This is a genomic window from Kocuria sp. KD4 (assembly GCF_011769905.1).
Taxonomy (GTDB): domain Bacteria; phylum Actinomycetota; class Actinomycetes; order Actinomycetales; family Micrococcaceae; genus Kocuria; species Kocuria marina.
This window is the reverse complement of the sequence record NZ_CP050449.1, coordinates 1,004,601-1,029,076: the sequence shown is the minus strand read 5'-3', so window position 1 is coordinate 1,029,076 and position 24,476 is coordinate 1,004,601. Positions and strand designations below refer to the sequence as shown.

20 protein-coding genes are annotated in these 24,476 nt (G+C 70.6%); 5 read left to right on the top strand and 15 right to left on the bottom strand.

What is annotated here, in order from left to right:
- Positions 1–10: 10 nt before the first annotated feature.
- Positions 11–184 (bottom strand): hypothetical protein, encoded by a 174-nt coding sequence (locus HBK84_RS04735; protein ID WP_159450051.1) that lies wholly within the window; start codon positions 182–184, stop codon positions 11–13.
- Between HBK84_RS04735 and HBK84_RS04730 the strand changes: the two genes are divergently transcribed.
- On the top strand, positions 183–4,559 hold the full coding sequence (locus tag HBK84_RS04730) for an FtsK/SpoIIIE domain-containing protein (RefSeq protein ID WP_167318326.1): 4,377 nt from the start codon (positions 183–185) through the stop codon (positions 4,557–4,559). The two genes, HBK84_RS04735 and HBK84_RS04730, sit on opposite strands and share 2 nt — an antisense overlap.
- 150 nt (positions 4,560–4,709) lie before the next feature.
- On the opposite strand, the gene HBK84_RS04725 is transcribed toward HBK84_RS04730, so the two are convergent.
- Positions 4,710–5,141 carry a hypothetical protein gene (locus HBK84_RS04725; RefSeq protein WP_098053980.1) on the bottom strand — a complete coding sequence of 144 codons (432 nt, stop codon included), beginning with the start codon at positions 5,139–5,141 and terminating at the stop codon, positions 4,710–4,712.
- A 510-nt stretch (positions 5,142–5,651) separates the two neighbouring features.
- Between HBK84_RS04725 and HBK84_RS04720 the strand changes: the two genes are divergently transcribed.
- Positions 5,652–5,900, top strand: a complete 249-nt coding sequence (locus HBK84_RS04720) for a WhiB family transcriptional regulator (protein WP_019309413.1) — start codon at positions 5,652–5,654, stop codon at positions 5,898–5,900.
- Positions 5,901–5,979: 79 nt separating this feature from the next.
- Here the strand turns inward: HBK84_RS04720 and HBK84_RS04715 are convergent, their stop codons facing one another.
- The 3 genes from HBK84_RS04715 to HBK84_RS04705 are packed head-to-tail and all read right to left on the bottom strand — an operon-like array spanning position 5,980 to position 9,863.
- Entirely contained in the window at positions 5,980–7,563 is a 1,584-nt protein-coding gene (locus HBK84_RS04715) for a sensor histidine kinase (protein ID WP_167318325.1), read from the bottom strand.
- 21 nt (positions 7,564–7,584) lie between these two features.
- A complete protein-coding gene (locus HBK84_RS04710; protein ID WP_167318324.1) occupies positions 7,585–9,204 on the bottom strand; it encodes an AAA family ATPase in 1,620 nt (539 codons plus the stop codon).
- Positions 9,201–9,863, bottom strand: a complete 663-nt coding sequence (locus HBK84_RS04705; protein WP_167318323.1) for an SAF domain-containing protein — start codon at positions 9,861–9,863, stop codon at positions 9,201–9,203. The genes HBK84_RS04710 and HBK84_RS04705 overlap by 4 nt, the downstream gene beginning before the upstream one ends.
- Before the next feature lie 227 nt (positions 9,864–10,090).
- Between HBK84_RS04705 and HBK84_RS04700 the strand changes: the two genes are divergently transcribed.
- A complete protein-coding gene (locus HBK84_RS04700; protein WP_085107605.1) occupies positions 10,091–10,306 on the top strand; it encodes a helix-turn-helix domain-containing protein in 216 nt (71 codons plus the stop codon).
- A gap of 24 nt (positions 10,307–10,330) precedes the next feature.
- Here the strand turns inward: HBK84_RS04700 and HBK84_RS04695 are convergent, their stop codons facing one another.
- On the bottom strand, positions 10,331–10,897 hold the full coding sequence (locus tag HBK84_RS04695; protein WP_167318322.1) for a hypothetical protein: 567 nt from the start codon (positions 10,895–10,897) through the stop codon (positions 10,331–10,333).
- Positions 10,898–11,075: 178 nt separating this feature from the next.
- Between HBK84_RS04695 and HBK84_RS04690 the strand changes: the two genes are divergently transcribed.
- Both HBK84_RS04690 and HBK84_RS04685 read left to right on the top strand, forming a co-directional pair.
- Complete coding sequence (locus HBK84_RS04690; RefSeq protein ID WP_167318321.1) at positions 11,076–11,903, top strand: LysM peptidoglycan-binding domain-containing protein; 828 nt, start codon at positions 11,076–11,078, stop codon at positions 11,901–11,903.
- A gap of 178 nt (positions 11,904–12,081) precedes the next feature.
- Positions 12,082–12,531 (top strand): Rv3235 family protein, encoded by a 450-nt coding sequence (locus HBK84_RS04685; RefSeq protein WP_131332632.1) that lies wholly within the window; start codon positions 12,082–12,084, stop codon positions 12,529–12,531.
- 22 nt (positions 12,532–12,553) lie between these two features.
- On the opposite strand, the gene secA is transcribed toward HBK84_RS04685, so the two are convergent.
- The 9 genes from secA to mnmA all read right to left on the bottom strand — a co-directional run bounded on the left by secA (position 12,554) and on the right by mnmA (position 24,407).
- A complete protein-coding gene (secA, locus tag HBK84_RS04680; RefSeq protein ID WP_167318320.1) occupies positions 12,554–15,334 on the bottom strand; it encodes a preprotein translocase subunit SecA in 2,781 nt (926 codons plus the stop codon).
- Between the two features lie 267 nt (positions 15,335–15,601).
- Positions 15,602–16,306 carry a ribosome hibernation-promoting factor, HPF/YfiA family gene (hpf, locus tag HBK84_RS04675; protein ID WP_085107617.1) on the bottom strand — a complete coding sequence of 235 codons (705 nt, stop codon included), beginning with the start codon at positions 16,304–16,306 and terminating at the stop codon, positions 15,602–15,604.
- An 82-nt stretch (positions 16,307–16,388) separates the two neighbouring features.
- Complete coding sequence (locus tag HBK84_RS04670) at positions 16,389–17,276, bottom strand: ComF family protein (RefSeq protein ID WP_167318319.1); 888 nt, start codon at positions 17,274–17,276, stop codon at positions 16,389–16,391.
- A 94-nt stretch (positions 17,277–17,370) separates the two neighbouring features.
- Entirely contained in the window at positions 17,371–19,161 is a 1,791-nt protein-coding gene (locus tag HBK84_RS04665) for an LpqB family beta-propeller domain-containing protein (protein WP_240919104.1), read from the bottom strand.
- The gene (gene mtrB, locus HBK84_RS04660) at positions 19,158–21,023 is read right to left on the bottom strand and encodes an MtrAB system histidine kinase MtrB (protein WP_167318318.1); all 1,866 of its coding nucleotides are present in this window, start codon (positions 21,021–21,023) and stop codon (positions 19,158–19,160) included. The genes HBK84_RS04665 and mtrB overlap by 4 nt, the downstream gene beginning before the upstream one ends.
- Positions 21,020–21,706, bottom strand: a complete 687-nt coding sequence (gene mtrA / locus HBK84_RS04655; RefSeq protein ID WP_085107621.1) for an MtrAB system response regulator MtrA — start codon at positions 21,704–21,706, stop codon at positions 21,020–21,022. The genes mtrB and mtrA overlap by 4 nt, the downstream gene beginning before the upstream one ends.
- An 85-nt stretch (positions 21,707–21,791) precedes the next feature.
- Complete coding sequence (locus HBK84_RS04650) at positions 21,792–22,802, bottom strand: hypothetical protein (protein WP_167318317.1); 1,011 nt, start codon at positions 22,800–22,802, stop codon at positions 21,792–21,794.
- A complete protein-coding gene (locus HBK84_RS04645; protein WP_167318316.1) occupies positions 22,799–23,185 on the bottom strand; it encodes a chorismate mutase in 387 nt (128 codons plus the stop codon). Before HBK84_RS04645 ends, HBK84_RS04650 begins: the two co-directional genes overlap by 4 nt.
- 67 nt (positions 23,186–23,252) lie before the next feature.
- The gene (gene mnmA, locus HBK84_RS04640; RefSeq protein ID WP_167318315.1) at positions 23,253–24,407 is read right to left on the bottom strand and encodes a tRNA 2-thiouridine(34) synthase MnmA; all 1,155 of its coding nucleotides are present in this window, start codon (positions 24,405–24,407) and stop codon (positions 23,253–23,255) included.
- Positions 24,408–24,476 lie beyond the last annotated feature (69 nt).

Genomic DNA, 24,476 nt, shown 5'->3' with positions numbered 1-24,476 from the left:
GTCTCATGATTCACGCCCCAATCCGGACCGCGTCCACGGCACGTGCATGGGCGTTCGGTGGGAAGATCGGCCCGCGGTAAGCCCACTGCACGAGCGAGCCCTTGTACTCCCCCGCGCCGCGCGGATCCACACGGCGGGACGTGTCCTCGCCGCGGGCGGTCACCAGCGGGTGAAGTGCTGTCATGCAGTTGAGTCTCCGGATCACGTGGGCCGGTTCCGGCGTGGTCCACACCGCGCACCTCACCGCCGCATCGGGTGCGCGCGGGGCGGACCTGCGCGCCGAACTCGCCCGACTCCTGGGGACGCCGTGCACCGCCATGGTCTCGGGCGTCGATCTCGCGGCCGCGCGCGTGGGCACCCCGCCCCTGACGGATGGTGCCACGGTGGTCCTGACCCCGGAGACACGGACTCACGACGACGCGGACGTGCCGGCCGGGCCCGATCGGGCCTCGACGCCGGGTCCCCCATCCCCGGTCGTGCCGCTCGCGGATTCACAGGAGACCGCGTATCTCGTGGCCGTGGAGGGCGTCGGGGTGGGAACGCGCCTCCCGCTGGCCCGCGGAACGCATCAGCTCGCCCTCACGCCCCACGAGCCACGATCACTCCCCGCGTCGCAGCTACGGAAAGACCCCGCCCACCCGACCCTGATCATGGATGACGTGGGCCTGCGGGTGCTCCCGGGAGGCGCAGCACTGCGGCACGGCGACCGGGTCCGCGTGCGGGCGGACGGTCGCGCGTGCACCCTGCGGGTCTCGTTCCCCCCGGCGCACACCGAGGACCTGGCCTGGCCGGATCCGGCGGTGCCCCCGGCAGGATTCACCGCCCAGGAGGCGGATCCGGCCCACCTCTTGCGTGTGGACTCCCCCGCGGTCGGGAGGTCCCGGATCGCCCTGATCACGGGTCTGCTCCCCCTCCTGGCCGGGATCGGTATCGCGGTGGTCACCCACTGGTGGTTCTTCCTGGTCTTCAGTGCCCTTGGTGCGGTCACGTCCGCGGTGGGTTGGTTCGGCGAGCGCGGCGCGCGGCGCGATCATCGACGTCGCCTGGCCGCGGCACTCCAACGGGACCTGCGCCGCTGTGAGAAGGCGGCGCCGTCGGCCGCGGAGATCGTGGCGCGCGGCCGGGCGGTGCGCAGCCCGTCCCAGAGTGACGGCGGCGGACCCCGCCCGGCCACCGCACTGTCCCATGACGCCACAACGCCCGGACGGATCGGCGCCCCTGCTGAGCGGACACGTCGGTGGGTCCGGCTGGGTCACGCGGCACGGTCCGCGCACATCGTCGGTGACCGTGCGACGGCGCCTCGCGCGGCATTCCATTCCCACGCTCCCGTGTTACTGGATCTGGCGGAGATCGGCAGCCTGACCCTGGTTCTCGACCGGGAACGCGCGGAGGGTGTTCTCCATGCCCTGGCCGTGCAGTTGTTCACGGGGCCCGCGGCGCTCGCCGCATTGCGCGTCTCCCCGGGCATCACGTGGCGCCCGCCCGTGGCCCACGATCTGCTCGCAGCACCCCGCGAGAATCCCACGGCCTCTTCACCGGACCGGGACGTCGCGCTGGAGGTCGTGACACCGGCTTGGGCCGCCACCGCGCCGGCCACGCCCGGGACGCTTCGCATCATCGTGACGGCAGACCCGGAGGGTGCCCCCGGGGACACCGTCGTCACCGCGGGACCGGACGGCCTGCGGCTCAGCAGCCGAGTGGTCCATGCCGTTCCGGGGCTTGCGGAGACCGGGCGCGGGACGCACCTCGGGTTCACGCCGGACACCGTGACCTTCGACACCGCAGAGGCGGCGATCCGCGCGTGGCGACGAGCCGCGGGAGGCGCTCACGGTGGGCCACTGCCTCGCCGCGTGGGCTCGCACGAGCTGGTGGCCGCGCACCTCGGTCCGACCTCCACCTCGCTCGTCGGCACGTGCCGTGGCGGGTCCGCCGCTCGTCCCCAGCCCGCGACGTCGAACGCAGCGCTGGCCGCGGTGTTCGGCGTGTCATCCGCGGGGCCGGAGGTCGTCCGGCTCGACGACGAGAACCCGCACCTGCTCGTCGCGGGCACCACGGGATGCGGGAAGTCGGAAGTGCTGCGCACCCTCGTCACGGCGCTCGCACACGCATTCCCACCCGAGCGCCTGGAATTCGTGTTCATCGATTTCAAGGGCGGGGCGGCCCTGGCCCCACTGACGGGGCTACCGCACGTCACAACCCTGCTCACGGACCTGGGACCCGACGAGGTCCGCCGCGCCCTGGCCTTCCTACGCTCCGAGGTGCAGCGCCGCGAGCGGGTCCTGTGCTCCCTCGGGCTCAGTGATATGGCGCAGCTACGGTGCGCCGCGAGCGGTGCACTTCCCCTACGGGAGCTCGTGGTCGTGGTGGACGAGGCCAGGATGCTCACGGATGCCTTCCCGGATGCGGGGCAACAGCTCGCGGTGATTGCCGCGGTGGGCCGTTCCCTCGGTGTGCACCTCGTGCTCGCGACCCAGCGTCCCCAGGGTGCACTGAGCGCGGACGTGCGCGCCAACATCACCCAGGCACTGTGTCTGCGGGTGCGCAGTGATCAGGAGTCGATGGACGTACTCGGAACCGCCGCGGCGGCCCGCATCGCCCCGGGCATCCCGGGCCGCGGGTTCCTGGACCGCGGGGACGGCCCGCCCGTGGAGGTGCAGGCGGCGGTCCTGACCCGCATGATCCCACCGCGGCCCGAGCCCCTGGTGCTTCGTTTCGATCCCGGTCCCCTTCCGAGCCCGCCCGCCGCGGGAACCGGGCACGTCCGCCTCACCGCGTCCTCGGAGCGGGAAGCCGGGGTCACCGCCGCGGTGCGCGACGTCTCCCGCGCCTGGCACGGGTATCCGCCGCCCACCTCCGCTGATATGGCATCGTCTCACGTTCCCGCCGACGCCGCTGTCCCACCGCCCCTGCCCCGCCACGTGCCCGCGGTGCGCACCGACGGTGACGAGGTGGATCTGGGTGCTGCGGAGAATCCGGCGGCCCACTGGTGCGGGCGGGTCTCGTGGCACCCGTGGCAGGACGGGCCACTGTTGCTGATCGGACGCCCCGAGGCCACGCGCAAGGGATTGCGCGACGTACTGCGGCGCTGCGCCCACATCCGGATCCCGACCGCCACGGACCAGGCACACACGGGGGTGGCGGTGTACGTCCTCACCGCCTCGGGCCAGGCCGTGGAGGGGCTCACCACGGCGAACGGTCGGCCCCTGCACCCCGCTGTCCGCGGCTGCGCCCGTGCGGACCAGCCCGGGGACGTGGCCCACCTGGTGCGACAACTCCACGAGGGTCTCGAGCACGCGTCCACCGTTCCCAGGGACCCCCCGTCACGCGCCGTCCTCGCCGTCGACGACTGGGATCGCTGTTGCCAGGTCCTGCGTGCGAGCACGTGGGCGTACCTGGAGGACGAGCTGGTGTCCCTCATGGCCACGGGTGCGTCCCGAGGGTTGTCCTGCGTGGTCGCGGGAGATCGCGCACTGGTTGCGGGACGCGCGTCCCACCTCGGCTCCAACCGCTTGTACTTCCCACAAGGACAGAGCAACGACGCCCTCGTGCAGTGGCCCCGCCTGCCCCCGTTCACGCCGCATCCCGAGCGAGCCGCCCTCGCGGGCCCGATGGCCGCCCGCTGCACGCCGTGGGGCGCGGAAGATTCTTCGGGGCACCTCGCGGTCGTCCAGCTCGCCGGGGGGCTCGGACCCGACGCGCCCGCGGTCGCCCACAGTGCCCCGCCCGGGCCCACCGTGCCCACGGACCTCCGGGATGTCCGGCTCGTCCCGCCACGGCCCGATGAACCTGCGGGTGCACTCGCCGCCGCGTCCCAGGATTCCCCGGACGCACGGCGCACCGACGGCCCGACGCACCAGACGGCGAACCCGTGGCCCACGTCCTTCCCCTTGCCCACCGTGTGGCATGTCCCCGATCGGTCCGTGGCCGGCTTGGTGCTGGGTGTCACGCGGGACGGGCAATGCGCCGTTCACCCGTGGGGTCCCGGTTCGACCCTGATCGTCGCCGGCCCGGCGCGGTCGGGGCGATCCACGTTCCTCGACGCCGCCCGTTCCGGGTTGGCCGCACGCGCATCCGGAGACGGCGGGCCTGGACATCTCGTATTCGCCGGCTCACCCAGCACCGCAGCCGAGGCCGAGGAGCTCCTGCACGCCGCCAGGTCAGCTGATCGGTCGGCCACGATCGTGATCGACGACGCGGACCACCTCACCTCCGATGTCCTCCGGGCACTGGCCACCGCGTGGTCCGCGCATGCTTCCCCGGTCGAGTCCCACCAGGCGGCGGGCAGCTCAGCCACCGCCTGGGCCCAGCCCGGGGTACGGATGATCGTGGGCGTGCGCCTCACGGATGCGCTCGCGGGGACCTTTCCCCCGCTACTCGCGTGGCGCCAGCACGCGGACACGCTCCTGGTTCGACCACGGCGGGTGTTCGACGGTGACGTGTTCGGCGTGTCCCTCACGGGCCTTGCGCTGGGCGGGCCGCCCGGCCGCGCGGTCTGGGTGCACCGCGGCCTCGCGGAACCGGTGCAGCTGCCCGCGCCCGCGCAGGCGGTCACAGGGTGAGAGGTACGACGACGCTCGGCCCCGTTCGGCGGGCCACGCCCCGCAACCGTCCGGTCACCCGGGGGCCGTTGCGGTGGACGCTATCACTGCCGGCTCGCGCGGGCATCGGTGCCTGAGGTCCCGGCGTGCTCCGCGGGAGGTCCCGCGAGGTCAGCGAGCGACGTCGTCGTGGGTGCGATGCATCCAGGCGACGGTGCGCGGTGCGAACAAGCACAGGACGGTGACCACCGCGATCGCCGCGACCACGATCCCCCAGAAGCCCATGGTGAGCTGCAGGAAGGACAGTCCGACGATCAACAAGAACGCCTGAGACACCAGGACCGCGGCGCGCGGCCAGCGTAAACCTCGCCAGGTCCCGCGGGCCGCCGCGCCGAGCCACAACGCACCCGCGGCGAGCACGACGGTCGCGAAGATGATCCCCGCGATGGGTAGAACATGCACGGAGAACAGGGAGACGACCAGGCCCACGGCAACCGCGAGCAATGCCGCGCCCTCCAACGCCACCAGCACGGTGATCACGGATGCGGTCCAGGGCCGGGAGCTCGCGGCTCCGGGGGCGGTACGACGATCCGGGGCGGCCATGCGGAAAACCTTTCGGCGGGAACGGGAGCACTCCCACTGTAGTGACCGCATCGGCCCGCGGTCGGTGACGGATGCCGGGAACCTGCCCCGTCCGCTGATGCCGGAGACCGATGCCACCTGTCGGTGCCGACGGCTCATTCGGGAAACCGGTCCGAACACTCGGTCCCGGCCACCGATGCCGGCCGTCGGCCGCGCGGGCAGCGGCCCGAGCAACCGGTCCCACGGGTCCGTCTCATCAGTGGGTCCCAGCCGCCGGTACAGGGGCCGGCCTCGCGCACGGACATCCGGCGGCAATCGTTGCGAGGGGCGCCTTGGGATGTGATATAGCGCTCACACCCTTGTTTACTGTGTGTTTACGTGGGAAAATAATGGGCAGAATCCCCAGGGCCCGACATTCACGGGCCTTTTCTGTGTGTCATTCCCCCCGGAAATCCGCGACGCGGCTCGCTGCCGCATTGCTTGGGATGCGCACGGGCCCGCACCCACGAACCCGAAAGGAGCCGTGCCGTCATGGATTGGCGTAGTCGCGCAGCTTGCCTCGAAAAGGATCCCGAACTGTTCTTCCCGGTGGGCAACACCGGCCCCGCCCTGTTGCAGATCGAGGAAGCCAAGGCCGTGTGCCGCACGTGCGAGGTCATGGACACGTGCCTGCAGTGGGCCCTCGAATCCGGTCAGGACGCCGGTGTGTGGGGCGGTATGAGCGAGGACGAACGGCGTGCGTTGAAGCGCCGCGCCGCCCGCGCCCGCCGCGCCTCCTGAGTCCGTTCCCCACGGCGGCCCGTGACCTGCTCCCACGAGCGGGTCACGGGCCGCCGTCGTCCGCGGCCGGCTGGGCGTGTCAGGAGCGCCCGGACGTCGCCCGCGGGAACCGGGCGGTGATGATCACGCTCGTCCCACCCCCGTCAGCGGGTTGCCACCGGATGCCGCCCTGCAGCTCACCGGCCACTAGCGTGCGCACGATCTGCATCCCGAGTCCCTCGCCCTCCGCGGGTGGGCGGTAGGCGTCCACACCGGATTCCTCGATCACGGCGTCCCCCATGCCGCGCCCGTCGTCGTTGATCGCGATCTCGACGACGCGGTACCTCTCTCCCGCGTCCGTGACCTCGTCCTGCCGGTGCGTCACCGCGAGTTCCACGGTGCCGTCCCGGTCCTTGAGCCCGTGCTCCACGGCGTTGGCCACGATCTCGTTGACCACGAGGGCCACGGACGTCGCACTCTTGGACGGCAACCGCCCGAACCGGCCGCTGACCCGGGTGCGCACGTGCTGGCCCGCGGAGGCGGTCTCCACCGCGAGTTTGACCTGGTGGCGGATGAGGTCGTCGAAGTCCACGTCCTCCGAGATCTCGTGGGACAGGGACTCGTGCACGCGCGCGATCGCACTCACGCGCCGCATGGCCTGCTGCAGGCCGTTGCGTCCCTCGTCGGAATGCATGCGCCGGGACTGCAGGCGCAGGAGGGCGGAGACCGTCTGCAGGTTGTTCTTGACCCGGTGGTGGATCTCCCGGATCGTCGCGTCCTTGGACACGAGCTGCAGGTCGCGGCGCCGCAGTTCCGTGACGTCCCGGCACAGCAACAGCGCCCCGGTGCGTTCTGGGCCCTCCCGCAGCGGGATCGCACGCAGCGTGGCGGAGGCCTTTCCGGTGGCCAGTTCCGCGCGCCACGGCATGGTCCCCGCGAGCACGGGCGCCAGGGTCTCGTCCACGCCCGGGGCGGTCAGGGGCAACTGGCGTGCCACATGCAACAGGTTCTGCCCCGTGATGTCCCCCGCCAGACCCAGCCGCCGGAACGTGGACAGACCGTTGGGGGAACAGAACTCGACGGTCCCCTCGGCGTTGAGCCGCATCATGCCGTCGCCCACGCGCGGGGCGCCCCGGCGGGAATCGGTGCGCACCGCGAAATCCGGCCACGTCCCCTGGTTCGCCATGCGCAGCAGGGCCGAAGCCAGCTCGTGGTACACGAGTTCCATGCGGGACGGCAAGCGGTCGTGCTGGGGGTCCGCGGTGAGACTGAGGACGGCGATCGTGCGGTTGTTGCGCACGAGCGGCACGAGGGTGACCGACCGCGACGCGAGGCTCGACCACTCGGACGGACCGGCCCGTTCGATCTGCCGGTCCACCCACGCCCTGCGCAGTGTGAACGCAGCCTCGCCACCCACGACCTCCCCCACCATGTCTTTCTGGTAAGCGGTGGGTCCCGTGGTGGGCCGGGCGTGCGCCAACACGAGGAACTCGCTGCCCTCACCCGGGATCGGATCCCCCGTGGGGCTCTCGGCGGCGGGGATCACGTCCGCGGGGAAGCACAACAGCAGGTCCCCGAAGCCCAGGTCCGCGACCATCTGCCAGTCCCCCACGAGCAGGTGCAGCCACTCGGCGTCCCCGGCGTCGAAGTCCGGGACAGATCGCAACGGATCCGTGAAGGCCATGGAACGCTCGCTTTCCGATGCTCAACCGCGGCGCAACCACGCGCCCATCCGACGCCCCAGCCTAGTCCCCGCCGGGCCCGCTCCCGCACCCACGGGTTCTGCCGCGCCCTCGTGTGCATCGGGCTCACGCATCCGCCGCACGAGCTCCGCGAGCCCACTCATCTCGTGACGTAGCGTGCTGCGTGGCGCTGTCTCCGAGAGCACAGCACCGGCGAGCAGGGCGTCGTCGCACGCTTTGGCGTCCCACGAGAGGGTGTGGGCCACGGGGTGCCCGGGCGAGAAGCGCTCCCAGGCCTCCCGCACGGACTCGGCCGCGGAGCGACCGGTGGCGGCGGCGCGCAGTTTGTTCATGACGACGACGATCCACGCGTCCGGTGCCGCGTCCAACAGGTCCGGCAGAGCCTTGACGAGCCGCGGTACGCCGAGGGTGTCCGCTGCGCCGAGTGCTATCACCACGTCCGCGGCCGCGACCGCGGTCAGCGTCCCGGCATTGCGCCGCGGGGCCATGAAGTCGGAACTGATCTCCTCGTCGGACTCGAGGCCGGAGGCGGTGTCCACGACCACGGCGTCGTAGTCCTTCCGGGCACGGTCGATCACGAGGTCCAGGGCGGAACCCCGGATCTCGGGCCAGCGGTCGTAGCGGGTGATCCCGGTCAGGACGTCCAGCGAGGCGCCCGCGACGGACACCGTGCTCGCGCAGCGTCGCAATCCCTCCCGGTCCAGCCGCGCCTGATCGGCGAGCCGGCACGCCTGCGCCAGCCCCGCGGCTTCGTCCAGCATCCCGAGGCTCGCCGCGACCGAGGCGGCGTAGGTGTCCGCGTCTACGAGCAGCACACGCCGCCCGAGCAGGGCAAGTTCGGCGGCGAGATTGAGCGAGGTGACCGTGCGGCCGGGCGCTCCCATCGGTCCCCACACGGCGATCACCCGGCAGGCTTCGACATGGTCGAGGGCGTCTGAGTCATCGAGGTCGTGCGCCGTCGCGGGATCGCCGGATGACCCACCGGGTACGGCAGCCCCCGAGCCGAGTCCGGCGGCGTCGGGGCCGATGTGCCCTTCCCCATGGGTGCTGTCCGGGGAGGATGCGGACTTCGCGACTGCTCGGCCCGCGGCTCGCCCGGCTGCTCCTTCGCGCGACGTCGGCCCGTCCGCGGGTGCATCAGTCGCCGCCGCGCTGTTCGATACCGCTGCCTTCGATGCCATTCCCTTTGACGACGTTCCTCCCGACGCCGCTTCACGCTCGGGTGCCGGGCGTTCGCCCGGCGCCGCAGCGCCGTCCTCCCGCACCGACGACGGCGAGCGTGCGGGACCGAGCATCGCGCGGGTGATGATCCGGGCCAGCTCCTCCCCGGTGGCGTCCGGGGGCACGCTGCCGACACCCAGACGCTGCACGCGGGACTCGTCGTGTCCCTCGACCACCAGGACCCGCAGGTCGTCGGTCTCGAGTTGATCGAGCAGGCTCGCGGTGAGCTCCTCGGCGCCCTCCGCGACGAGCGCCACGTGGGCCATGCGGGTGTGGGCGCATGCGAGCAGCTCGGCGAGGTCCAGACAGCGCCGCACCACCGTGACGTCCCCGTGCAACCGTTCGAGCCGGTCCACGAGCGGCCACGTGCTCGTCCCGAGCGTCACCACTGAGATACTCACGAGCCGGAACCCGCCGTGTTGAGCACCAGGGTCACCTTGGCGTCGTTGCCGAGTGCGTCCACGAGCGGACCCACCTGGGCCTGCGTGACGAGCACGTAGACCGTGGCCGAGGCGTTACCGCCAAGCGCCGTGTCCTTGGTGTCCACGCGCGCGATTTCCGCGCCCGTGACGAGTTTCTCGGGCGCCCCGTACCCGCGCCCCGTGGGTTTGGGCTCGGCCACCCACACGTCCACGTGGGACCCCGCCTCCGCTTGGGCCGGCATGGGGGTGGTCAGGGCGACCCCCACGGGTGTGCGGTCGAGCTCGTCCGCGGTGCCCACCGCCGCAGTCGGCACGAGTTGCCCGCGCGCCACGCGCTGGGTCACCACCGCGTTCTCCCGCAGTTGCCCGTCCGGGACGTACTGCGCGGAGGAATCCTGCAGGTGTGCGTCCACCGTGCCCAGGTCCTCCCGCGTGATCCGTTGCCCCACGGAGAGGTCGTTGGCCGCGACGTAGTACGGCTGGGTACGGTTGGCCGTGGCGACCAGCAGGATCACCCCCAGCACGGAGAGCAGGACCAACAGCAGCCCCACGAGCAGCCGCGGATCCCGCCAGGACGGTTTGCGGAATCGTGCGGCCGTGGACCGTCCCGAGCGCTCGAGCGCCGCGGTGCTCCCCATGCTGACATCCTTTCGTGATGCGCCGGCCCCCGCCGGCTGCACCCGAGTGTGCCGCGTCGCACACCGCGCTGGGAAGTGTGACGAACGACCTGTGGACGGAGGTGGCCACGTGTTCATTCCGCCCAGGACCTGTTGATAACCCGCCGCCTACCCCCTCACGTGGGACAATGACGAGCGAACCCCGATGAAACAGCATGCAACGGCACCTAAGAAAGTGATGGACCGGAATGTCCCAGCAGCGATTCCTCACACTCGCGGACGTCGCCGAGATCCTCTCGATCTCCGTCCCGCAAGCGCGTGCCATGGTGCGTTCGGGGGAGCTTCCCGCGATCCAGGTGGGCGGCCGGGGGCAGTGGCGCGTGGAGACGGTCAAGCTGGAGGAGTACATCCAACAGGGCTACGAGCGCACCGAGCAAGCGGTGCGTGAGGGCACCCTGCACTGACACACCCTTGGGACGCCGGGCGACTCACCCCGCATCGAGGGACGAGACCAGCGCCACGGCATGGAACCCCACCGTGCGCACCGCGGTGACCGAGCTGCGTCGGCGGAACTGGTCCTGCGGGTGCACCGCGACGTCGAAGAAGTCCTGACCCACGGCGTCCACCGTGCCCTCGATCTCCCCGTGACGGGATTCGTCCTGCAGCACGACCCGCACGTGCACGCGCGCGGTGCTGAGGGCGCGCAGGACGTGGCCCATGCCGAGCCTGCGGATGGTCGAATGTTCCGGGAGCACCTCGAAGCGACGCGGTAGTCCCTCCCACCACACCACGCTGTGCAGTGGGACCAGGTGCTGGAGGTGCCGCTCGCGCACCACGACCCAGCCGGAGCCCACGTCCGCGAGCTCTCCCTCCAGGGTGTCACCGCGCGCTGGGCGCAGCCGCACGGGGCCGCCGCGGTGCGCCGCGAGCCGCTCGAGCAGCGTGAGTCGTGACAGCTCCGCCCGCGCGGTCTCCACGGCCTCCTGCTCCACGAGCCGCACCCTGGCCTGCTCGAGTTGGGCCTCCATGTCCTCGAAGAGGTCGTCCCAGCGCATCCGCCACCGTCCTTGGGTCTCGGGGTCCTGAGGTCACGCTACGGCGTGCAGGGGCCGGCTCCGCGTCGGATGTCATGCCGACATGAATGCAATTGCAACGATGATTGACAGCCGACCGAGGCCGTTGAATGATCTAGAAATGTCAAACGGCATCAAACGGCAATATTCGGAGGCAAAGATGTCTACCATCCATCGATCGGCACCTTCCACCGACACCCGCTTGGCCGTCGCGTGGCTCGGCGTCCCCGTGCTGGCCGGGGCGCTGGGGGTTCTGGGCCTCGGATATGCGCAGACTCTGCGCGCCACAGGATCCGCTCAAGACCCCGACCTGTTGGTCGCGGTGATCGCGGCGGGTGCGTGCCTCGCCGTGGCCGGGTGGTGGGTCGGTGGACTGGTGATGCTCGCCCTCGCCCGGGCGGCCCGGCGACTGCGCTGGCACGGCCTGGAGCGGTGGGCCACGCGCCTCACGCCCACCCTGGTCGCGCGCACCGCGGTCGCCCTCGTGGGCGTGCAGCTCGTGGTCGTGGCGCCCGCCCACGCCGACGACGCCGCCCTCGACCCCTTCTGGGCCCCGGCCACCGCCGGTACCGAGCAGCTCGCGGAGCCCTCCGCCCCCGCACCGGAATCCGTTCAGGAAGCTGTTCCCGACACCGCACCCGGAGCGCAGACGAGCGGCCCGGAAGCGACCCCCGAATCCACGGCCGCTCCTGTACGGGCCCCGGAGGCCCCGACCTCGATGCTCGAGCCGGCCAACCCGCCCGCTGGGCAACGCGTCTCCAACGGCGTCCTCACCGTGATGGCCGGGGACACCCTGTGGGGCCTCACCGAACAATTGCTGGGGCCGGGGGCCACGGACGCCACCGTGTGCCACAACCTCCCGGCGTGGCTCGAGCTGAACGCCGTGGCGCACCAGGGGGATCTGATCCGCCCCGGGGACCAGTTACGCGTTCCGCCCCACCTGCTCGATGCGGCGGGCACACCGCACGAGGAGCGCTGCACCGGATAGGTCTACCCCAGGCAGGTCCGCCCTGGGATCCATTACTCCAAACACGGCCACTTCAGGATCCGCCCGCGACCCACGCGGGCCCCGGAACACCGTCGGGAACTCGCCTCGCGGCGGGCCACAACCTCTCTCCATCGTCCCCGGGCCGTCCGGCCCACCCTTCGTCACCGAGGAGCACACCATGAGCATCGCCGTCCCCGAATCAGCACCCCGCACTCCCGCGGGCGGTTACACGTGGCGCCAGGACCGCACGGTGGCGGCCCTCACGGGCAAGAACGAGATGGAGCGGGTCGGCGCGATCGCCCGCAGCATCGGGCAAGCCGCGGTGGAGATCCTCGCGGGCACCCGCCCGGCGAACCAACTGTCCCGGTGGACGGAGCCTGAGGTCGTGGAACGCTTCACCCAGCGCGCGGCCATGCTCAAGCTCGTGCAGGAACAGTGCCCGGACCGGCGCGCCGTGTTCGAGGTGCACCGCGCCGCCCGGATCCGGCGGATCCGGGTGTGCAGCCCAGCCCCCGGGTGCTACGAGGCATCCCTCGTGGTGGAGGAATCCACCCGGGCGCGCGCCGTGGCGTTACGGATCGAGCGGATCGCGCGGCAGTGGCGGGTCACCCATCTGGAGGTCGGGTGATCTCGCCGAGTCCAGCCGGGCCTCAGCGCCGCTTGCCCCGCTTCGCCTTGCCGCCGGCCTTGGCGGACTTCCCCCGACGCTGGGCGCGGTTGGCCCCCTCGCCAGCGGAGGTGGCACCGTTGGCATCCGAGGCCCCGTTCGTCGTCGCCGGCTCGGTGTCCGCCGCAGGCTCGTCGTCGTCGGAGGACACCAGGGGCTCGGGCTCCACGGCCGCGCTCGGCGTGCCGTCCTCGTCCGGGGCGGTGTACTGCAGGAACGCGGGACGCTGGGGCGTCGTGAGCTCCACGGCACCACCGTCCGCGCCGGTGCGCTGCTTGCGGACCTCCAGGTTGAACAGCGTCACCACGGTCTGCTCGCGGATGGCGGCCATCATCTCCTGGAACATGGCGTGGCCCTCGCGCTGGTACTCCACGAGCGGATCGCGCTGGGCCATGGCGCGCAGCCCGATCCCCTCCTTGAGGTAGTCCATCTCGTAGAGGTGCTCGGGCCAGCGCTGACCGATCACCGAGAGCAGGACCCGGCGCTCGAGGTTGCGCATGGCCTCGGAACCGAGTTCGTCCTCGCGTTCCTTGTAGGTGACCGCGGCGTCCGAGAGGATCTGCTCCTGGAGGAAGTCCGAGGTCAACCGCGGGCGGCCGCCCGCTTCCTCGAGGACCTCGTCGCGGGTCAGGGAGACGGGGTAGATGGCCCGCAGCGCGGTCCACAGCGCGTCCAGGTCCCAGTCCTCAGGGTGACCCGTCCCGGTGTGCTCCGTGATCACCGATGTGATGACCTCGTCCGTGAACTGCCGGATTTGATCTTCGATGTCGTCGCCCATGAGGATCCGCTTGCGATCCCGGTAGATCACGGCGCGCTGGCGGTTCAGGACGTCGTCGTACTTGAGCACGTTCTTGCGCTGCTCGGCGTTGCGCCCCTCCACCTGGTTCTGCGCGTTGGCGATACCGGAGGTGATCAAACGACCCGTCACGGGGACGTCGTCCGGGGCGATCGCCATGAGGCGCTGCGCCGCACCGGGGTTGAACAGGCGCATGAGGTCGTCCGACAGGGACAGGTAGAACCGAGATTCCCCCGGGTCCCCCTGACGACCGGACCGCCCGCGCAACTGGTTGTCAATCCGGCGGGACTCGTGGCGCTCCGTGCCCAGGACGTAGAGCCCCCCGGATTCGAGGACCTCCTCGTGTTCCGTCTTGGTCGAGGCCTCGCATTCCGCGAGGACGTCGGGCCACCGCGCCTCGTACTTCTCGGCATCGCGTTCGGGGTCCAGGCCGAGTTCGGCCATTTTCTCCACGGCGTTGAACTCGGCGTTGCCACCCAGCATGATGTCGGTGCCTCGACCGGCCATGTTGGTGGCCACGGTGACCGCGCCCTTGCGGCCGGCCTGGGCCACGATCGCGGCCTCACGCGCGTGGTTCTTGGCGTTGAGCACCTCGTGGCGCACACCGCGCTTGGCCAGCAGACGGGAGAGGTACTCCGATTTCTCCACGGACGCAGTGCCCACGAGGACTGGCTGGCCCTTCTCGTGGCGATCCTCGATGTCCCGCACCACGGCGGCGTACTTGGTGGCCTCGTTCTTGTAGACCACGTCCCGCTTGTCCTCGCGGGCGATGCCGCGGTGCGGCGGGATGGCCACGACGCCAATCTCGTACGTGTTCATGAACTCGGCCGCCTCGGTCTGGGCCGTACCCGTCATGCCCGAGAGCTTGTCGTACAGACGGAAGTAGTTCTGCAGTGTGATGGTGGCCATCGTCTGGTTCTCGGGCTTGATCTCCACGCCCTCTTTGGCCTCGATGGCCTGGTGGACGCCCTCGTTGTAGCGCCGCCCGGACAGCACTCGGCCGGTGTGCTCGTCCACGATCTTCACCTCGCCACCCGCGACGATGTAGTCCTTGTTCGCGCGGAACAGTTCCTTGGCCTTGATCGCGTTGTTGAGGAACCCGATCAGCGGGGTGTTCTGGGACTCGTAAAGGTTGTCGATGCCGAGCCAGTCCTCGATCTTCTCGATCCCCGGTTCGAGCACGCCCACGGTGCGTTTCTTCTCGTCGACCTCGTAGTCGGTCTCCGGGTCGAGCTTCTGCACGACGGTCGCGAACTCGCGGTACCACCGGTTGGCCTCCCCGGAGGCCGGTCCGGAGATGATGAGCGGGGTCCGCGCCTCGTCGATGAGAATGGAGTCCACTTCGTCCACGATCGCGAAGTTGTGCCCGCGCTGGACGAGCTCCTCCTTGGACCAGGCCATGTTGTCCCGGAGGTAGTCGAAGCCGAACTCGTTGTTCGTGCCGTAGGTGATGTCCGCGGCGTACTGCTCACGCCGGGTCGCAGGGTCCTGACCGCTCAGGATCACGCCGGTCTCCAACCCCAGGAAACGGTAGACACGGCCCATGAGGTTGGCTTGGTACTCGGCGAGGTAGTCGTTGACCGTGACCACGTGCACGCCCTTGCCCGCGAGCGCGTTGAGGTAGGCCGGCGCCGTGGCCACCAGGGTCTTGCCCTCACCGGTCTTCATCTCCGCGATGTAACCCAGGTGCAGAGCGGCACCGCCCATGATCTGGACGTCGAAGTGGCGCTGACCCAGGGTGCGGGACGCCGCTTCCCGCACGGCCGCGAACGCCTCGGGAAGAAGCCGGTCCAGGGATTCGCCGCCCTCGATGCGCTCCCGGAACGAGTCGGTCTCGGCGCGCAGCTCGGCGTCGGAGAGTTCCTTGTAACTGTCCTCGAGGCTGTTGACGGCGTCGGCGTAAGTCCTCAGCCGCTTCAGGACCCGCTTGTCCCCAGTGCGAAGAACCTTTTCCAGGAATGACGCCACGTGTGTTCGCTCCTCCGAGATCAATGGTGGGCACCGGCAGGACAGTGGGTGCACCGCCGAACAGTGTACGTGAGCCAGGCTGGACGCCGGCCGCGTGCCACCGCGCCGGGCACCGGGTGGCCCCCGGACGGGTAGCCGCCGAATCCCCGATGCCCACTCGGCAGGCGCGGGACGGGCAACGACCAGGTTCCCGCTACCCGCTCGCCGGGCACGGGACGGGCCCGCGACGTGGTCGCGGGCCCGTCCTCGGTGCGGTGCTGCGAATACTCAGGAGGCCGCGGAGTTCGCGGTGTCTGGCTGGTAGGCCCGCGCCTTCTCCTCCCCGGAGCGTCCGTCATTGCTGAGACTGATCACCCCGTACTCCCACCCCTTACGGCGGTACACGGCGGAGGGTTCCTGGGTCTCCTTGTCCACGAACAGGAAGAAGTCGTGACCCACGAGCTCCATCCGGTCCACGGCCTCGTCCACGGTGATCTCGTGGGCGGGGAAGCGCTTGCGCCGGATCTCCACGGGGGTAGGGGGGTCGCTCAGAGGGTACTCGGTGCTGAAGGCCTCGTCCTCGGCCGCCGCGAGTTCTTCCTGGCTGGCATACGTGGGAGTCGGTCCCGAAGGGTCCACGGGCAGCGATCCCGTGGCCTCGTGCACGGCGATGGGCCTCTGGTGCCCGGTGCGGTGGACCTTACGGCGGTCACGCGCCCGACGCAACCGCTCCACGAGCTTGGCGTAGGCCTCGTCGAACGCCGCGAACTTGTCGTCGTTGCGCGATTCGGCGCGCACCAGGGGCCCGCGCCCCACAACGGTGATCTCCACCCGCATGCCCTGGTGGCCGGAGGCGGCGTGTTCCTTGGTGACCTTGACCTCGATGGATTGGACCTTATCGCCGAGCTGCTGGAAGCGCTCGCTCTTCTCCTCGACGTATTCCTTGAATCGGTCCGGCAGGGTGACGTTGCGGCCTAGGATGTTCAGTTCCATGAGACCCTCCACATCTTGGGGATGACGCGGGATGTGCTGCTCTCCCACACGGGACACCTTCAATGCTTCCCGTGATCTAACGCTAGAGGAAACAACGGGGAAATTCATGAAGGACGACATCCGATGATCCTGCGTTCTCCCCCGGTGAACGCCCTACGCGCACCCCCGCGAGGGTCACGACCGCGGGCACCCTGGCCCCGGCCGCGGTCAGGGCGCGGACGGCCTCGGCGGCCGTGGCGCCCGTGGTGAGCACGTCGTCCACGACCACGCACGTGAGTCCCGACATGTCCCGGGCGCGCAGGCTCCCGCGTAGCGCCCGGGTGCGCTGGATCCTCCCGCGGCCCTTCTGGGTGCCGCTCCCGGCCACCGCGCGGTGCGTGAGGGCGGGTGCGATGTGCGAACGCGGGGGCAGGGCCGCGCCGCGCAGCAGGGTGGCGACCGGATCGAACCATCGACGCCGCCGCGCGCGGGCGCTCGTGGGCACCGGCACCCAGTACAGGGTGGGCCTGTCGTCGCCGAGCTCGCGCGCCACGGTCGCCAGGGCTGCCGAGAGCACGGCGGAGAGTACAGGAGCGAGATCGGTACGGCCGCCGTTCTTGAAGGACAGCACGCACGAGGCGAGTTCGTGCTCGTACTCCCCCGCGACGACGACCCGCACACCGGACGCGGCGAGCGCCGCCGGGGGTATCACCGGGTGCGGCCGGGCCGTGGCGCGGCGCAGCACGATCCGACACGCACGGCACAGTATGGTGCCCGGGGCGGCACACACCGCGCACGACACCGGTAACACCAGGTCCAGGGCCTGCGTGCACCACCCGCTGACGACCGCGGCCCGACGGTCCCACCGCGCGAGAACCGACGGGCGACGCCACGGTGCGCCGACGGTGCCACTGCCCGGAGCGACGTCGTACAGCGCGGAACGAGGCACCGCCGAGGAGCGATACGGAACGACGGGGCGGGAGCGGGTCATGGCACCAGTTCACGGTGCGCGGACGGTGTCCGTCCCCGGTACGGCAGACATGTGCAGCGCGCAGCGCACGGCGCATCCACTCAGGAACGGGTGCTCACCCCGCGAACGCGGTGTCCGTGACCTCTTCGCTCTGCAGCGCCCAGGAACTGCCCGTGAGCATGTAGAGCCGCCCGTCCGAGGCGCCGTACACCGCGGCGGACCCGTTGCCCCCGGCCAGGGAGGTCACCCCGGTCAGGGCAGGCAGCTCGTCCACCTTGCCCGCGATCGTGTACCGGCGGGGCTGCGCGTTGGTGTCCTGGTCCAGGGCACTGGACACGAACTCGTCCGGGCCGATCCACTGGGCGGTGTCCACGTCCACGTCCGTGGCCACGGCATTGCCCTTCGCGAGTTCGGTGGGTCTGCCGGAGGCGTCCCGCACCACGCCCGCGATCCACACGGTGGAACGCGTCGCGGCGGCGTCGGTCGTGACCACGAGCGCCCGGCTGCCCTCGCGGGAGATCCGCAGGGACGCCACGTGCTGGTCGTCGAGCCACGAGGCGGACACGGTGTCACCCTGCCCCTCCGAGGACGCCCGCACGACCCGGACGGTCCCGGAGCGGTCCGCGCCCCACACCCACCCCAGGTTGTCGAAACTCGGCCGGGTGGGCTTGTACCCGGACCACCGCTGCCGGGGTTGCTGTCCGGGGGACACGGTGTAGACCGTGGAACCGGCGCTGTCCACAAACCCGAAGGCCCCGGCCTCCACGCCCATTCCCGGTTTGCTGAGCGTGACGCCCTCTGGCAGCGTGAGGTCCGGGATCAGCTCGGTCTGGCCGCCCTGGTAGAACGCGAGCTTGTTGTCGGAGACCCCGATTTGCCGGTTGGGGACGGTCACGGCCTGGATCGGGTCGTTGTCGCTGCCGCCGGAGGTGTCCACCGGGGCGTCGTTGATCCGCAGTTCGACGTCGTCCACGTTCGGGATGGTGCGCAGGGTGGCCCGCAGCTGTTGTTCCATCCGGCGTGCCTGGTTCACCTCCGCGGGGTCGAAGCTCGCGAGCGTGAGGTCCACCGCCGCGGTCCCCCCGGACACCGGCACGGCCGAACGGGACAGCGCGGTACCCTGCGGGATCGCACTGGTCACGGCATTGCCCAGATACGCGGCGGGCCCGCGCATGAGCGCGCGCACCGCCGCCGTGGAGGTCGTGGAGCGGGTCGCGAACCACCGCGGATCCGGAACGAGGTACTTGCTGTCCTGAGCCGAGTAGAAGTAGAGGTTGGTGGGCGAAAAGATCTTCTCGAAGTCCGCTTGCGGGACCACCACGCCGTCGGGCGCCCGGGAGATCCGCCACTGCCCGTCCACCGAGGTGAGCACGAAATCCAGGACGCGCGTGCTGCCCGAGGGCTGCTTGGCGAGCACGCCGCTGGCACTGAGCTCCCCGCTGACCTCCATGCTCGTGCGGAATTCGCCGTCGTTGAGCCGCGGCACCGTGGTGGGCTCGCCCGAGTGGATGAGCACGCGGGTATCCGGCTTCCAGGTCGCGGCGAGCTGCGGTGTGAGGTACTGGCGGGCCACGGAGTAGTCGTCCTGCGCGCCCACCCCGGCCGCCAGGAACCCCTCCACAATCTCCTGGGCCGTGGCCCCCACCCGGGGCCCCTGGGGATTGAAGGGCATCGCGGACTGCTGGGTCTGCTCCGTAGGCTCGATCACCTTGTGCACGGGCCCGGACCGCGGCATGGCCCCGCACGCGGAGAGGGTCAGGCCCAGAACCATCGCGCACACCAGGCCCGTGTACCGCGCCCGACGCCGCGTGGTCCCGAACACGACGTCGCTCACCCGGCGCGTGTCCCCGACGGCCCGGATGGCATCCGCCCGATCACGGGTCCGATCGTGGTCTGCGGGATTCATGATTCCTCCGTCCGATCACGGTGTCGCGAGGCGCTCGAGCCCGTGCGCTCTTGTGCGGAGGCGTTCGCATCCGTCGTCGCGGCTGGCTCCCCGGCGGCCACGTCGGCGTCCGAAAAGTCCATGAGCAGCTGGCCCGTGTCCCGGTCCTCGCTCGGGCGCACGGCCGGGGCAGTGAGCTGCAACGAACCGGTGTCGGTGACCCGAGCGGTGGATTCGCTGTGCTGTTCCACGGGTGGCATGGGCAGCGGATTGGGCTGCCCTGGATCCAGCACCTGGTTCCGCAGCAGGGGCAGGGTGAGCCGGAAGCACGCGCCATTGTCGGGTTCGGCCCACACCGTGAGCGCGCCCCCGTGCAACCGCGTGTCCTCCGTGGCGATCGCGAGCCCCAGGCCCGTACCGCCCACCGTGCGAGCGCGCGCGGGATCCCCGCGCCAGAACCGGTTGAAGACCTTGGTCGTCTGCTCCTCGGTCATCCCGATGCCGTGGTCGCGCACCGCCACGGACACACAGTTCTCGTTGGCGCCCACGTAGATGTCCACGGGCTTGCTCTCCCCGTGCTCGAGCGCGTTGGTCACGAGATTGCGCAGGATCCGGTCGATCCGCCGCTGGTCCATCTGCACCACGCAGCGGGTCAGGGTGGACCGCACCGTGAGCTCCGAACCGCTTTCGAGCACGAGCGGCGCGCACGCCTCCACGACGTCGTAGATGACGGTGAAGATGTCCGTGGACGCCATGTCCAGGCGGGCAGCGCCGGCGTCGAACCGTGAAATCTCGAGCAGGTCCGAGAGCAACGAGTCGAAGCGGTCCACCTGGTTGTGCAGCAGCTCGGCGGAGCGCCGGTTGACGGGATCGAAGTCCTCGCGTGCATTGTAGAGCACCTCCGCGGCCATCTTCACAGTGGTCAAGGGCGTGCGCAGCTCGTGGGAGACGTCCGAGACAAATGTCTGCTGCATGGACGAGAGTTGTTCGAGCTGGGTGATCTGCCCCTGGATGGAATCCGCCATGCGGTTGAACGAACGGCTCAACCGGGCGGCCTCGTTGCTGCCGTGGACCTCCATGCGCACGTCCAGATCACCCTCGGACAACCGCTGCGACACGCGCGCCGTACTCGAGACCGGGCGCACCACTTCCCGGGTCACGTACCACACGATGGTTCCCACGAGCAGCAACAGCGCGACCATGGACAGCAACAGCACCGCGTGGATTGAGTCCAGGGTGGCCTGCGGGTCCGAGAAATCGTAGACGAAGTACAACCCGTAGCGAGAGTTCTGGTTGAGCTGGACTACGTCCCCGATCACGATGACCGGTTTCTCCGGCTCGTTCTCCGCCATGCGGACCGAGGCCGGTTGCCAGTACGTGCCGTCCCCATTGGCCACGCGCCGTTGCAGTTGTTGGGGCACGGTGGCAGAGGTCATCCACGCGCTCTCGGTCTGCACGCCCACAAACAACTGCCCCGCGCCCTGGTCCAGGGGGATCAGGATCCAGCGGTGGTCGGTGGTGCTCGTGTCCTGGCTCAGCCCGCCCAGCGTGGAGTTGATCAGCGCCTGGACCTCGGTGCGGTCGGAGGCGTCCGAGGCGTCGAAGCTCGCCTGGGCGGTGCGGATGTCGCTGCGGGCCTCCTCGAGCACCTGGTCCAGGCGGTCGGTGAACAACCGGTCCGCGATCTGGTGTGACAGAAAGCTACCCGTGGCGAGGAACGCCACGGACGTGAGCGTGAGCGCCACGGCGATCGCGCGAAACTGCAGGGACTGCCGCCAGCGGCGGATGAGCGTGCGCCGACCCAGCCGGATCCTGCGGAAGCGTTTGGGTCGACGCCGCTCGGCGGGGCTGTGCGCCACGGGTCGCGCCGGGGCGGACGTCATTTATGCGCGTGTCCCCCGGCTTTGTAGCCGATCCCGCGCACCGTGAGGACCACCTCCGGGTTCTCCGGATCGCGTTCCACCTTGGAGCGCAACCGCTGCACGTGCACGTTGACCAGGCGGTTGTCCGCGGCGTGGGGGTAGCCCCACACGTCACGCAGCAGCTCGTCCCGGCTGAACACCTGGTGCGGCGAGCGCGCCAGGGTCGCGAGCAGGTCGAACTCCAGCGGGGTCAGGAAAATCTCCTGCCCGGCCCGGGTCACGCTGTGCCCGGTCACGTCGATCACGATGTCCCCGAGCGTGATCTCCTGGGTGGCCCCGCGGTCCATAGGGCGCAGACGCGCCTTGACGCGGGCCACGAGCTCGGCGGGTTTGAAGGGCTTGGGGACGTAGTCGTCCGCGCCGGCCTCGAGCCCGCGCACCACGTCCGCGGTGTCGGACTTGGCGGTGAGCATCACGATCGGGATGTCCGACTCGGCGCGGATCTGCTGGCACACCTGGATCCCGTCCATGCCGGGGAGCATGAGGTCCAGGAGGATGAGGTCCGGTTCGGAGGCGCGGAACACGTCCCGGGCGCGGGCGCCGTCGTAGCAGTAGACGGGCTCGAAGTCCTCGGACGCGAGGATGATGCTGATCATTTCGGACAACGCGGCGTCGTCGTCCACCACCAGGATTCTTGCTTTCATGGCCCGCTTTCGCGCTCGTCCCTGACACCCGGAGCGGCCGGGATCGGCGTCCGTGTACGCCCTCGATTCTACGGCCTGGCCGGGCTCAACCCTCGTTGCACGCCTCGGTGAGCGCGCCGCCCAGGTGCGTCACCCGCTGCAGGGCGTCCGGCAGGTCCGGCGGGGTGAGCTCGCTGATCCGCGCCGATGGCGCCAGCACGGTTCCCAGCAACGCCGCCGGATCCATGCCCAGCTCACGCCACGGGCCCAGCACGCGCCGCACGAGCTTGGACACGGGGGTGCGCCCGGTCACAGGGACGGTGTCGAAACACAACCGCACCCCCGCCTCGTGCAGGGCCGCGAGGGGCTCCCACTGCTCGGTGGGCCCGTCCGGCAGACCAAGCACGGCGGCGTCCGCGCCGACCCGCGGGGTCCAGTCGATCCCGACGGCGCCCGCGTCCAGGACCACGGTCTCCGCCCCCGTCGCACGGCACGCGGCCACGGCGTCCGAGAGCGTGGCGCGCAGTTCCTGGCGCGGCAGCGCACGCAGGGTGCGGTAGCCGCTCGCGGTCGGGATGCGCCCGGTCACCACGCGTTCCAGCTCGGGTTCCTCGAGCACCAGCACGACACCGCGCCCGTCCGTGTTGCGCCGCAGCACGGCCACGAGGTCTGCGACGCCCAAGCACCACGACTGCGCGAGATCACGGCGAGCGCCGGGGTCCGACTGCAGCTTCTCCCCGTTGTGCACGTGGACGGTCGCCGCGAGGGAGACCGGGCCGAGCAGCGAGAAGGCGATCGGTCCGGTGTCCGCGCCGGATTCGGCGCCCAGGACGTCCGCGACCATGTTGAGGTCGCTCTCCAGTTGCCGACGTGCACGGCGGGAGTCGTCGCCGGGGGCACCGCTGATCCGCCACCCGTGGGGCTGCCGGTCCGCGTAGAGGGAATCGAGCACGGCGCACGTGCGGGCCGCGAGCTCGGCGTGCGGACCCCGCTCCGGCAGCAGCGGCACGGTGGCCAGGTGCGGTGCGCCCAGCTCACCGCGCAGCACGGTGAACGTCTCGGGGAGGTCCGTGCCCCGCAGGGGACGGGTGAGGGTCGCGGTGACTGCTTCGCTCATGCGTCGGTGCTGCGCTGGTGGTTTTCGGAAATGGCCTCGTGGTGGCGGATGACCTCGCTGATGATGAAGTTCAGGAACTTCTCCGCGAACTCGGGATCCAGGTGTGCGGCCTCCGCAAGTCGGCGCAACCGGTGGATTTGCGTCTTCTCGCGTTCGGGGTCCGAGGGCGGGAGGTCGTTCTCCGCCTTGAGCTTGCCCACCTGCTGGGTCGCCTTGAAGCGTTCGGCGAGCAGGTGCACGAGTGCGGCGTCGATGTTGTCGATCGTGCCGCGAATGGCTTCCAAGCGCGTCAACGCGCTGTCCGCGGGACGGTCGGTGCCCGGTGAATCGGTTCCCGATGAGTCGACGGGCGCGTGGTCGGCGGGGTCGGTGACTGCACTCATGCGTCCACTGTAATGGTGGCGCGCCCGGCGCCCGGTCGTGTGGCGGTCATGCCGCCCCACGTGGGGCTCAGGACGCGGCCGCGGCCGCGCGATCGGCGAAGGCGGCGTCGATGGTGGCCTGGCCCAGCACACGGGTGCCCTGGTAGAGCACCATGGTCTGCCCGGGAGCCACACCGCGCTGGGGCTCGTCGAGGCGCACGCACAACCGCTGCTGCCCGTCCTGCCGGGTGAGCCACGCGCGCGCCGGCGCGGGATCGCCGTGGGCGCGCACCTGGACCGTCACGGGGAACTCATCGGAGCGACCGTCTACGTCCTCGGCCATCGCCGCGACCTCGCGGGGCGGGAGCCCGGCCCACGACGGGCGGATGCCCTCCATGACGTCGATCGACAGCAGGGCCTCCGGCCCCACGACCACCTCGTTGGTCTTGGGCCGGATCTCCAGGACGAAGCGGGGCTTGCCGTCCGGGGCGGGTCGGCCGATGTGCAGACCCCGGCGCTGACCCACCGTGTAGGCGTGCGCGCCGCGGTGCTCACCGAGTTCGGTGCCCTGGGTGTCCACGATCCTCCCGGGGGCGAGCTCCATGTGGTCCTCGAGCCACCCGCGGGTGTCCCCGTCCGGGATGAAGCAGATGTCGTGCGAATCGGGCTTCTTGGCCACGGACAGCCCGCGCTCCTCAGCCTCGGCGCGCACCTGCGCCTTGGACGGGGTCTCGGCCAGGGGGAAGATCGCGTGCTCGAGCTGCTCGGCGGTGAGCACGCCCAGCACGTAGGACTGGTCCTTGGCCCAATCGGCCGCGCGGTGCAGTTCCTTGTGCCCGTCCGCATCCGTCACGACCTTGGCGTAGTGGCCCGTGCACACGGCGTCGAACCCCAGGGCGAGCGCTTTCTCGAGCAGGGCCGCGAACTTGATCTTCTCGTTGCAGCGCATGCACGGGTTGGGGGTACGCCCCGCAGCGTACTCGGCCACGAAGTCGTCCACGACGTCCGCCTGGAACCGTTCGGAGAAGTCCCACACGTAGTACGGGATCCCGAGCTTCTCAGCCGCGCGCCATGCATCCCGGGAGTCCTCGATCGTGCAACACCCCCGCGCGCCCGTGCGCAGCGTGCCCGGGGTGCGGGACAGCGCCAGGTGCACGCCCGTGACGTCGTGCCCCGCGTCCACGGCGCGCGCCGCGGCCACCGCCGAGTCCACACCGCCGCTCATCGCTGCCAGAACACGCACGTCAATTCCTCCAGGTCCGTCGAGGGTCGAAAAAAAATTGTTGGTCGAGCCGGTTTAACAACCAGCGCG

Excerpts from the sequence above, each read along its gene's own strand:
- hpf (WP_085107617.1), bottom strand. The coding sequence starts at position 16,306 with ATGGAACTGAACATCCTAGGCCGCAACGTCACCCTGCCGGACCGATTC.
- mtrA (WP_085107621.1), bottom strand. The coding sequence starts at position 21,706 with ATGAAAGCAAGAATCCTGGTGGTGGACGACGACGCCGCGTTGTCCGAA.
- mtrB (WP_167318318.1), bottom strand. The coding sequence starts at position 21,023 with ATGACGTCCGCCCCGGCGCGACCCGTGGCGCACAGCCCCGCCGAGCGG.
- HBK84_RS04705 (WP_167318323.1), bottom strand. The coding sequence starts at position 9,863 with ATGGGGAGCACCGCGGCGCTCGAGCGCTCGGGACGGTCCACGGCCGCA.
- HBK84_RS04645 (WP_167318316.1), bottom strand. The coding sequence starts at position 23,185 with ATGAGTGCAGTCACCGACCCCGCCGACCACGCGCCCGTCGACTCATCG.
- HBK84_RS04735 (WP_159450051.1), bottom strand. The coding sequence starts at position 184 with ATGACAGCACTTCACCCGCTGGTGACCGCCCGCGGCGAGGACACGTCC.
- HBK84_RS04730 (WP_167318326.1), top strand. The coding sequence starts at position 183 with ATGCAGTTGAGTCTCCGGATCACGTGGGCCGGTTCCGGCGTGGTCCAC.
- HBK84_RS04720 (WP_019309413.1), top strand. The coding sequence starts at position 5,652 with ATGGATTGGCGTAGTCGCGCAGCTTGCCTCGAAAAGGATCCCGAACTG.
- HBK84_RS04700 (WP_085107605.1), top strand. The coding sequence starts at position 10,091 with ATGTCCCAGCAGCGATTCCTCACACTCGCGGACGTCGCCGAGATCCTC.
- HBK84_RS04685 (WP_131332632.1), top strand. The coding sequence starts at position 12,082 with ATGAGCATCGCCGTCCCCGAATCAGCACCCCGCACTCCCGCGGGCGGT.
- HBK84_RS04715 (WP_167318325.1), bottom strand. The coding sequence starts at position 7,563 with ATGGCCTTCACGGATCCGTTGCGATCTGTCCCGGACTTCGACGCCGGG.
- HBK84_RS04650 (WP_167318317.1), bottom strand. The coding sequence starts at position 22,802 with ATGAGCGAAGCAGTCACCGCGACCCTCACCCGTCCCCTGCGGGGCACG.
- HBK84_RS04690 (WP_167318321.1), top strand. The coding sequence starts at position 11,076 with ATGTCTACCATCCATCGATCGGCACCTTCCACCGACACCCGCTTGGCC.
- HBK84_RS04725 (WP_098053980.1), bottom strand. The coding sequence starts at position 5,141 with ATGGCCGCCCCGGATCGTCGTACCGCCCCCGGAGCCGCGAGCTCCCGG.
- HBK84_RS04670 (WP_167318319.1), bottom strand. The coding sequence starts at position 17,276 with ATGACCCGCTCCCGCCCCGTCGTTCCGTATCGCTCCTCGGCGGTGCCT.
- HBK84_RS04695 (WP_167318322.1), bottom strand. The coding sequence starts at position 10,897 with ATGCGCTGGGACGACCTCTTCGAGGACATGGAGGCCCAACTCGAGCAG.
- HBK84_RS04665 (WP_240919104.1), bottom strand. The coding sequence starts at position 19,161 with ATGAATCCCGCAGACCACGATCGGACCCGTGATCGGGCGGATGCCATC.